Source organism: Sphingorhabdus sp., assembly GCF_044374345.1.
Classification (GTDB): domain Bacteria; phylum Pseudomonadota; class Alphaproteobacteria; order Sphingomonadales; family Sphingomonadaceae; genus Sphingorhabdus_B.
In genome coordinates this window covers 1-9035 of record NZ_JBILOS010000083.1, presented here as the reverse complement: position 1 = coordinate 9035, position 9035 = coordinate 1, and the positions used below count along the sequence as shown (strand labels likewise).

The 9035-nt window shown below is 56.0% G+C and carries 10 protein-coding genes; 5 read left to right on the top strand and 5 right to left on the bottom strand.

All coding sequences use genetic code 11. The features are described 5' to 3' along the window. The 4 genes from trmD to ffh all read right to left on the bottom strand — a co-directional run. Positions 1 to 655 (bottom strand): tRNA (guanosine(37)-N1)-methyltransferase TrmD (trmD, locus tag ACIQ5B_RS08730; RefSeq protein WP_397598667.1); only part of this gene is annotated, 655 nt, incomplete at its 3' end. Further along, positions 652 to 1158: a ribosome maturation factor RimM gene (gene rimM, locus ACIQ5B_RS08725; RefSeq protein WP_397598666.1), complete on the bottom strand. Its 507-nt coding sequence runs from the start codon at positions 1156 to 1158 to the stop codon at positions 652 to 654. The genes rimM and trmD, both read right to left, overlap by 4 nt. 3 nt (positions 1159 to 1161) lie before the next feature. Beyond that, positions 1162 to 1725 (bottom strand): 30S ribosomal protein S16, encoded by a 564-nt coding sequence (gene rpsP, locus ACIQ5B_RS08720; protein WP_397598665.1) that lies wholly within the window; start codon positions 1723 to 1725, stop codon positions 1162 to 1164. Positions 1726 to 1771: 46 nt separating this feature from the next. Then, positions 1772 to 3268: a signal recognition particle protein gene (gene ffh / locus ACIQ5B_RS08715; RefSeq protein ID WP_395629120.1), complete on the bottom strand. Its 1497-nt coding sequence runs from the start codon at positions 3266 to 3268 to the stop codon at positions 1772 to 1774. 290 nt (positions 3269 to 3558) lie between these two features. Here ffh and dapF point away from each other — a divergent pair, with 290 nt between their 5' ends. The 5 genes from dapF to ACIQ5B_RS08690 all read left to right on the top strand — a co-directional run bounded on the left by dapF (position 3559) and on the right by ACIQ5B_RS08690 (position 7910). Further along, positions 3559 to 4359: a diaminopimelate epimerase gene (gene dapF, locus ACIQ5B_RS08710; RefSeq protein ID WP_397598669.1), complete on the top strand. Its 801-nt coding sequence runs from the start codon at positions 3559 to 3561 to the stop codon at positions 4357 to 4359. Continuing rightward, positions 4356 to 5621, top strand: a complete 1266-nt coding sequence (gene mtaB / locus ACIQ5B_RS08705; RefSeq protein WP_397598664.1) for a tRNA (N(6)-L-threonylcarbamoyladenosine(37)-C(2))-methylthiotransferase MtaB — start codon at positions 4356 to 4358, stop codon at positions 5619 to 5621. The genes dapF and mtaB overlap by 4 nt, the downstream gene beginning before the upstream one ends. Continuing rightward, a complete protein-coding gene (gene ftsY, locus ACIQ5B_RS08700; RefSeq protein ID WP_397598663.1) occupies positions 5618 to 6547 on the top strand; it encodes a signal recognition particle-docking protein FtsY in 930 nt (309 codons plus the stop codon). Before mtaB ends, ftsY begins: the two co-directional genes overlap by 4 nt. Further along, on the top strand, positions 6544 to 7173 hold the full coding sequence (locus ACIQ5B_RS08695; RefSeq protein ID WP_397598662.1) for an inner membrane-spanning protein YciB: 630 nt from the start codon (positions 6544 to 6546) through the stop codon (positions 7171 to 7173). Before ftsY ends, ACIQ5B_RS08695 begins: the two co-directional genes overlap by 4 nt. Positions 7174 to 7346: 173 nt before the next feature. Then, positions 7347 to 7910 (top strand): urate hydroxylase PuuD, encoded by a 564-nt coding sequence (locus ACIQ5B_RS08690; protein ID WP_395629125.1) that lies wholly within the window; start codon positions 7347 to 7349, stop codon positions 7908 to 7910. A gap of 51 nt (positions 7911 to 7961) precedes the next feature. On the opposite strand, the gene pspF is transcribed toward ACIQ5B_RS08690, so the two are convergent. After that, positions 7962 to 8999, bottom strand: a complete 1038-nt coding sequence (pspF, locus tag ACIQ5B_RS08685; protein WP_397598668.1) for a phage shock protein operon transcriptional activator — start codon at positions 8997 to 8999, stop codon at positions 7962 to 7964. Between the last annotated feature and the right edge of the window lie 36 nt (positions 9000 to 9035).

Sequence of the window (9035 nt, the reverse complement as noted above, 5' to 3'; positions counted from 1 at the left end):
GAGTATCTTCCTCCGCCCTTTGTTTCCGCCAGGTGGCTATTTTCGCATGATCCCCCGATCGCAACACTTCAGGGATCATTCGCCCTTCCCAATCATTGGGTCGGGTATAGTGCGGATATTCAAGCAATCCTTGTTCAAAGGACTCCTCATCACCGCTGGAAGTCGCGCCCATTACGCCGGGAAGCAGCCGAATGCAAGCATCTAACAGCATTAAAGCGCCAATTTCGCCGCCCGAAAGCACGATATCGCCCATCGAAACCTGTTCAATATGGGGTCGGGCATCAAAAATGCGCTCGTCAAAGCCCTCAAAGCGGCCGCAAAGCAAGGTAACGCCGGGGCCTGCAGCAAGCTCCCGTATGCGGCTTTGGGTAATCGTCTTACCACGCGGCGTCATCGCCAAAACGGGCACATTGGGCTGCTGAACAGACGCATGATCGACCGCTGCGGCGAGTATGTCCGCGCGCAGCACCATCCCTGCCCCGCCGCCAGCGGGCGTGTCGTCAACGGTCCGATGCTTGTCGGTCGCAAAGTCACGGATATGGATGGGCGCACATGACCATTTGCCCTCTTCAAGCGCGCGGCCAGCCAATGATATCCCCAGAGGACCGGGGAACATTTCGGGATAAAGCGTCAGGATCTGGGCGGCGAACGTCATATGACGAAGTCGGCATCGATGACGATGCGTCCGCCCGCTTGCGCGCCCCATTCAGGTACAGCCTCGGCTGTCATTGGAACCATGAACTTTTTGCCCGGCTTGCCATCAACAGAGGGCATCTGGATTTCCAGAACGTCACTGGCGCCAAAATTTTCAACAGCAATGCAACTGCCAAGGTCAGTGCCATCGGTTGAAACGCAAGGAAGCCCGAGAAGGTCGCTATAATAATATTCGCCCTCACCCAGTTCAGGCAAGGCATCGCGCGGCACGGTCAACAATGTGCTGCGCAGTTTTTCCGCTGCGTTGCGGTCATTTATTTCGGCAAAGCGCGCAATCGCGCCGTCTTTTGTTGGGCGGAGGGACTTAACCGTCAACGCACCATCATTAAAACTTTTGTAGCGTTTCAAGCTGTCTATATTTTCTGCAAACAGCTTGAGACGAACTTCACCCGTCACGCCGTGCGCGCCAGAAACGGCGGCAAGCGTGACGGTTGAGTCAGCCAAGGCTTAGCCCTCAGCCTTTTCTTCGGTAGCTTCTTCAGCTGCAGGTGCAGCTTCTTCAGCCGCAGGTGCTTCTTCAGCTGCAGCTTCAGCAGGCGCAGCTTCTTCAGCGGCAGGCGCTTCTTCAACCGCAGGTGCGGCTTCTTCAGCGGCTACTTCTTCAACAACTTCTGGCTCTGGCTCTGGCTCAGGTGCTGGAGCGGCTGCAGCTGCTGCTGCCGCTTCTTCAGCTTCTGCAAGCTTGGTTGCCTTGTCTTCAGCGCGATCCTTGGCCTTCTGGCCTGGTTCACCCTTGTTCGGGTTGTTCTTAACCTTACGCTCTTTGACGCCGGCGGCGTCAAGGAAGCGTGCAACGCGGTCCGAAGGCTGCGCACCAGCGGCAAGCCAATGCTTCGCACGCTCGGTGTCGAGGATCATACGCTCTGCGCTGTCCTTCGGAAGCTGTGGGTTGTAGCTGCCGATACGCTCAATGAACTTACCGTCGCGTGGTGCGCGGGCGTCGGCTACGACGATTTTATAATAAGGACGCTTTTTCGAACCGCCCCGTGACAAACGCATGGATAATGCCATAAAACTAACTCACCTTTCTGAAATATTCTTAAACTAAATGTGATACTTATTTCTTTTTACTAAGAAGTCTTGCGAGGTCTGGCGGCATTCCGCCACCGCCGCCCATTCCGGGCAGACCGCCGAAACCGGGTGGCAAAGCGCCGGGGGGAAGCCCGTGCATTCCCTCCATCGCGCCACCCAAGTCGCCGCCGCCCATGCCACCCTTGCCGCCGCCGAACATGGCGGCGAGGCCCTTTAGGCCGCCCATCTTGCGAATGCGCTTCATGGCGCTCGCCATTTCCTGGTGCATTTTAATGAGCTTGTTGACGTCCTGCACGGTCATGCCCGAACCCTTGGCAATCCGGATCTTACGTTTGGCGTTCAACAATTCAGGCTTCGCGCGCTCTTTTGGCGTCATGGAACCAATGATGGCGTCCATATGTACGAGCAATTTGTCGTTCATACCGCCGGCGTCCATCGCCTGCTTGGCCTTTTTCATGCCCGGGATCATACCCGCAAGCGCGCCGAGGCCGCCCATTTTGGACATTTGGCGAAACTGCATGCGCAGGTCTTCCATGTCGAACTGGCCCTTGGCCATTTTGGCCGCGAGCTTATCCGCGTCCTCTTTTTCGACCATTTCAGTCGCGCGCTCGACAAGGCCGACAACGTCGCCCATGCCCAATATGCGTCCGGCAACACGGCTTGGGTTAAACGCTTCGATGGCATCCAGCTTTTCACCGACGCCTGCAAATTTGATGGGCTTGCCCGTAATGGCGCGCATCGACAGCGCAGCACCGCCGCGTGCATCACCGTCCATACGGGTCAGCACGATACCGGTTACATTAACGCGCTCACCGAAGCTTTTGGCGACATTTACGGCGTCTTGACCCGTGAGCGAGTCGACGACGAGCAGGATTTCCTGCGGAACGGAGACCTTTGCCACCGCCTGCATTTCGTCCATCAACTGCTGGTCCACATGCAAGCGGCCAGCGGTGTCGAGGATCAAAACATCAAAGCCCTGCAACTTTGCAGCCTGCATCGCACGCTTGGCAATGTCGACGGGCTGCTGCCCCTGCATAATCGGAAGCGTCGCAATTTCGGTCTGTGTGCCAAGCGTTGCCAACTGCTCTTGTGCGGCAGGACGATTGACGTCCAGCGAAGCCATCAGGACTTTCTTGCCCTGCTTGGCCTTCAGCATCTTCGCAATCTTGGCCGTCGTTGTGGTTTTACCTGAGCCCTGCAGACCGACCATCATGATGATCGCAGGCGGCGCTACAGCAAGATCAAGGTCGCTTTGTTCCGCGCCGAGCATTTCGACAAGGGCATCATTGACGATTTTGACGACTTGTTGGCCGGGCGTTACCGATTTCAGAACCTGCGCGCCGACGGCTTGCTCGGTGACCTTCTCAACGAAGTCACGAACGACGGGCAACGCAACGTCGGCTTCAAGCAAAGCCACACGCACTTCGCGCATCGCTTCACGCACGTCAGCTTCGTTTAACGCACCGCGACCGCGCAGGCGATCAAACACCCCTCCTAACCGGTCGCTCAGCTTGTCAAACATCGACATTCCTTACCAACATGCCCCGTTTGAGGCATAAACGAACAAAAAGCCGGTGAGCGAATCTTCGCCGACCAGCTTGGAAACAACGGATTTCCAACAAAATTTGAAAGGCAATATCCTTGCCTTGGACGCGCCCCTACCCTCCTTGGCGTCGCAAATCAAGTTTTTCCGTTGGTTGGAGCGGCTGTGACCTGTGCCCAATCACGGCGGCTCCATGAACAATAGGTTGGCCATATTCGCCATCAACGGTAGACTTGATGCCCCGCTACCCCTAAATCGCCGCCATGACGATGGGTGAATTTCACAAGATGCATGGGCTCGGCAATGACTTTGTCATTATCGACGCACGCGTCCAATCCATTGAAATGTCCCCTGCCCGCGCGCAAAAGATCGCGGATCGCAAGTTCGGGATTGGCTGTGACCAGCTTATCCTTTTGCTGCCTTCAGAAATCGCCGATGTCCGCATGCGGATATTCAATCCTGATGGTAGCGAGGTTGAGGCATGCGGCAATGCGTCACGCTGCGTCGTTGCATTGTTGAACCAAGACCTCAACATCGAAACCTTGGGCGGCATCATTTCAGGCAAGTTGTCAGGCAATGACGTCGAAGTGTCGATGGGCGACGCGACTTTCGGATGGCAGGAGATACCGCTTGCTTTCCCGATGAATACTGATGCCATGCCACTGGCTTGGGACAATCTCGCCGCGCCAATGGCCATCAATATGGGCAACCCCCATGCCGTATTTTTTGTCGATGACGTTGATGCCATAGATTTGCGCCAGCTTGGCCCGACAATAGAAAACGACTCCGTGTTCCCAGAGCGTGTGAACGTAAATGTCGCGTCGATTGCTGGGAACGAAATCCACCTAAATGTTTGGGAACGCGGCGCCGGCTTGACGGGCGCTTGCGGAACCGGGGCCTGCGCCACCGCCGTTGCGGCCATCCGTCAGGGCAAGGCGACATCTCCGGTTACAGTCCACCAATCGGGCGGAACCCTGACCATCGACTGGAGCCCCGGACAACCCGTTATCATGACCGGCAGCGCCACTTATGTGTTCAAAGGTCAGGCCGACTGGGATGCGTTTGGATGAACGCACCCGTCAAAAAGCCTGAAGTCATCAGCATGGGTTGCCGCCTAAATTTGGCGGAGAGCAATGCCCTCGCTGAACAACTCGCGGGCCGCGATGACATTGTCATCATCAATAGCTGCGCGGTGACCAATGAGTCTGTGCGACAAACACGCCAAGCCATCCGGCAGGCGCATCGGCGTCGCCCGGACGCGTCCGTGTGGGTCACTGGCTGCGCTGCGCAAGTGGAGCCCGAAACATTTCGGGCCATGCCAGAGGTTGCGGGCGTCTTTGGCAATCATGAGAAACAAGACGCGCCCTTGTTACGCGATTTGATGGATCGTTCCGACAGGCCAGTCATTGTCTCGGACATCATGACCATAGCGCAAACCGCGCCGCATCTCGTCACCGCCTATTCGGGCAAAACCCGCGCTTTTGTCGAAGTACAAAATGGCTGTGATCACCGCTGCACATTTTGCATCATACCCTATGGCCGCGGCAACAGCCGCTCCGTCCCTGCTGGCAGCGTCATTGAACATATCCAAAAGCTCGTCGACACGGGGTTTAAAGAGGTGGTGCTGACGGGTGTTGACGTGACCAGCTATGGCCATGATCTTCCGGGCAGCCCCAATTTAGGGTCACTGGTCGAACGGATATTGAAACTCGTTCCCGATCTTGCACGCCTCAGGCTGTCGTCGATTGATGGTGTCGAAATTGACGACCGGCTGTTCGATTTGCTCACGGAAGAGGCCCGCGTGATGCCGCATGTTCATCTGTCGCTGCAAGCTGGCGACAATATGATCCTGAAGCGGATGAAACGCCGCCATAGCCGCGAACTCGCCATCGATCTGGTTGCGCGGCTTAGAGCAAAGCGACCCGAAATCGCCATTGGCGCGGATATTATTGCAGGCTTCCCGACCGAAGACGATGCGATGTTTGCCAACAGCATGGATCTGGTTGAACAATGCAGCATCGTGCATGGCCATATATTCCCATATTCACCCAAAAAAGGCACTCCAGCCGCGCGCATGCCGCAACTGCCCCATCCGGTTATAAAGGCGCGTGCCAAGGCGTTACGCGAAGCCGTAGCCGCGGAAAAATCCCGTTGGCTGGAGGGGCTCATTGGTACCATCCAGAATGTCGCGGTCGAAAATGGCGGCAGGGGTGGCCACGCGGAGAATTTCGCGTATTTGCAGCTGGATAAAGTCATGACCGAAGGCAGCATTGTCGCCGCGCGGGTGTTGCGGTCAACAGACGGAATATTGCAGGCAGAGGTTGAAGAATGAGCGAGAATGCTGGGTGGAAAGACCGACTGTTTGGCGGCCTGAAGAAAACATCAGGAAAGCTGACGGACAATATCGCGGGGCTTGTCACCAAGGCGAAGCTGGAAGCACGCGACCTTGATGAAATCGAAGATGCGTTGATTGCTTCAGACCTTGGCCCAGCCATGGCAGCGCAAATTCGCGACAAGATTGCTGCTGGACGTTTTGACAAGGGCATTGATGCAGAGGGCATTCGCCAGATTGTCGAGGACGAAGTGGCCGCCGTGTTGGCACCCGTCGCATCCCCGCTCGAAATCGATGCATTCCCGCGCCCACAGGTCATATTGGTGATTGGCGTAAACGGATCGGGCAAGACCACAACGATTGCAAAGCTGGCCCACCTTTTCCTTGAACAGGATTATGGCGTCATGCTGGCCGCAGGCGATACGTTCCGTGCCGCAGCCATTGGCCAGTTGAAAGTTTGGGCCGAACGCATTGGCGTACCCATTGTGACTGGACCCGAAGGTGGCGATGCCGCTGGTGTCGTGTTTGACGCGGTCAAAAAAGCAACAGCAGAAGGCATCGACGTGCTGATCGTCGACACCGCTGGACGGCTTCAGAACAAACGCGAGTTGATGGATGAGCTGGCGAAAATCCGCCGGGTGCTTGGGCGCCTAAATCCCGCAGCGCCGCACAATGTGGTGTTGGTTCTGGACGCGACGACCGGGCAAAATGCGCTATCGCAAATCGAAACCTTTAAAGAAGTCGCTGACGTAACTGGGCTTGTGATGACCAAATTGGACGGCAGCGCGCGCGGCGGGATCTTGGTCGCGGCGGCCAAACAATTTGGCCTGCCTATTCACGCCATTGGCGTCGGTGAGACCATCGATGACCTGCGCCCCTTCAACGCGCAAGATGTTGCCCGCGCGATCAGCGGGGGTTCGTTGTGAACGACGCAGCCGCGGCCAAAAAGCCGTCGGGCACCTTAAACTTCATTCTCGATTTTGGACCGCTGCTGCTATTTTTCGTGGCATCAAAATTGGGCAGTTCGGACACCGATCCGAAACAAGGCGCGATTGTCGGCACCGCCACATTCATGGCCGCGATTCTGATTGCGGTCATTGTCTCAAAGGTAAAACTGGGCAAAATTTCGCCCATGCTGAAGCTCACGGCAGCTTTAGGTGTGTTTTTCGGCGCGCTGACGATCTGGTTTCATGACGAACGCTTCATCCAGATTAAGCCGACGATCATTTACGCCTTTTTTGCGCTTCTGCTGCTTGGGGGATGGGTCCGAGGCAAGGCCATGCTCAAATATGTTCTGGAGCATGCCTATCAAGGTCTGGACGAAACCGGCTGGTTAAAACTGTCATTAAGTTGGGGCGTGTTCTTCTTGGCGCTTGCCGGATTGAACGAGATTTTTCGTCGCCCAGAGTGGTTCTCTTTCGATACCTGGCTATCCATCAAGGTGTGGGGCGTAACGGCCTGCACATTCCTGTTCGCGCTTGCCAATATCCCGATGCTGATGCGCCACGGGCTAAAACTGAGTGATGACACCGAGACACCACCCAAAGCATAAATCAGCGCTGGCCAGCGTTGGCATTGCGACGCACGCCAAGCAAATAAATGGGGCGTCACCCATTATATTGGTTACCCCATGATTTCGCAGAAATTATGTGACAAGCGCCGCCTACAAAGATAGGCTGCTATCCATCAGGGGCAAAATCACCTGAATGCCTACAGGAGGAAAAAATGGCGAAATTTTTTGGAAATCTACATCTGGTGCTGGTCGCCGGTCTCGTGCTGTCATTGGCACTTATGTTCGGTTTGCACGGCGACGCATTGACCGCGCAGTCTGTCACACGTTGGCTGCATACATTCTTCGGGATCGTCTGGATTGGGCTGTTGTATTATTTCAACCTCGTTCAAATTCCGACCATGCCGAAAATTCCCGCAGAGCTGAAGCCAGCTGTGTCGAAGCATATCGCACCATCTGCGCTGTTTTTCTTCCGCTGGGCCGCAGCATTGACCGTGTTGCTGGGACTGATCATTGCCGTTCAGGCCGGTTACGCCCATCAGGCATTCACGCTGCAAGATCCTTATAAGCTGATCGGTGTTGGCATGTGGCTTGCAGTTATCATGGCATTCAACGTCTGGTTCATCATCTGGCCTAATCAGAAAAAGGCGCTTGGCATCGTTGAAGCCGATGATGCGACAAAGGCAAAGGCCGCCACGACAGCGATGATGACATCGCGTTTGAACACATTGCTTTCGATCCCAATGCTCTACACGATGGTCAGCTTTAACGGCGGCTAATCGTCACGATCTTCGTAAAGTTAAAAGGGGTGGCCGATGCCGCCCCTTTTTTTATCCCAAAAGGTCATGCTTCTTAAGCGTATGACGCAATTGGTCGTAGCTCAGGTTGAGCGCTTTGGCCGTTTGCCGCTGATTATACCGACACTTCGCAAGTGCCTGCTCAAGGACGGCCTTTTCATATTTTTCGGTCGCTTCTCTAAAATCCGTAACATCGACGGCCTGACTTAAGTCATTGGCGACACGTGGCTCGGCATTAGCGGCCTGATTATCAGACTGTACCTGCGCAGGGGCAGAAGCAGCTAGCCCGCCGCGCCACGGGCTATCGAACGGATCAAACTGAATATAATCGACGGGCTGTTCTGGGTCAGCCCAACGATAGACCGCACGTTCGACCACGTTGCGCAATTCGCGCACATTGCCCGGCCACAAATGGTTTTCGAGGGCCTGGGTCGCAAGCGCGCCGAAACCCGGCCACCCTGCCCAACCCAGCTCGGCCGCCATCCGACGCCCATAATATTCAGACAGCACCTCAACATCGCCTTCGCGAACGCGCAATGGCGGCAAGGTGATCACCTCAAAGCACAGCCGGTCGAGCAAGTCCGGGCGAAAGCGTCCCTTATCCACCATGTTGGGCAGATGCTCATTGGTGGCAGCGACAATACGGACATCGACACGCATTGGCCTTGAGGACCCAATACGCGTGACCTCACCATATTCGACAGCGCGCAACAAACGTTCCTGCGCGCCCATGCTCAACGTGCCCAGTTCGTCGAGGAACAGCGTGCCGCCGTCGGCTTCTTCAAACCGCCCCTCGCGCGCACGGGTGGCTCCGGTGAAAGCGCCGGCTTCATGGCCAAACAGTTCGGCCTCAATCAATGTCTCAGGCAACGCGGCGCAGTTGATCGTGACCAAAGGCCCGTCCCAACGCGAACTCAGGCGATGCAGGCGTTCAGCGATCAGTTCTTTCCCGGTTCCGCGTTCCCCCACAACCAGCACAGGCCGATTGAGCGGTGCGGCGCGGCTTGCGCGCTCGACGGCATCAAGAAATGCGGACGATTGTCCAATGAATTGATGACTATCGCGTTCCATTTTCAAAGATTGGCATATTTCACCATAGTGTGGCAA

Coding starts and splice junctions, on each gene's coding strand:
- rpsP (WP_397598665.1), bottom strand. CDS start 1,725: ATGGCATTATCCATGCGTTTGTCACGGGGCGGTTCGAAAAAGCGTCCT.
- ffh (WP_395629120.1), bottom strand. CDS start 3,268: ATGTTTGACAAGCTGAGCGACCGGTTAGGAGGGGTGTTTGATCGCCTG.
- dapF (WP_397598669.1), top strand. CDS start 3,559: ATGGGTGAATTTCACAAGATGCATGGGCTCGGCAATGACTTTGTCATT.
- mtaB (WP_397598664.1), top strand. CDS start 4,356: ATGAACGCACCCGTCAAAAAGCCTGAAGTCATCAGCATGGGTTGCCGC.
- ftsY (WP_397598663.1), top strand. CDS start 5,618: ATGAGCGAGAATGCTGGGTGGAAAGACCGACTGTTTGGCGGCCTGAAG.
- ACIQ5B_RS08690 (WP_395629125.1), top strand. CDS start 7,347: ATGGCGAAATTTTTTGGAAATCTACATCTGGTGCTGGTCGCCGGTCTC.
- pspF (WP_397598668.1), bottom strand. CDS start 8,999: ATGGAACGCGATAGTCATCAATTCATTGGACAATCGTCCGCATTTCTT.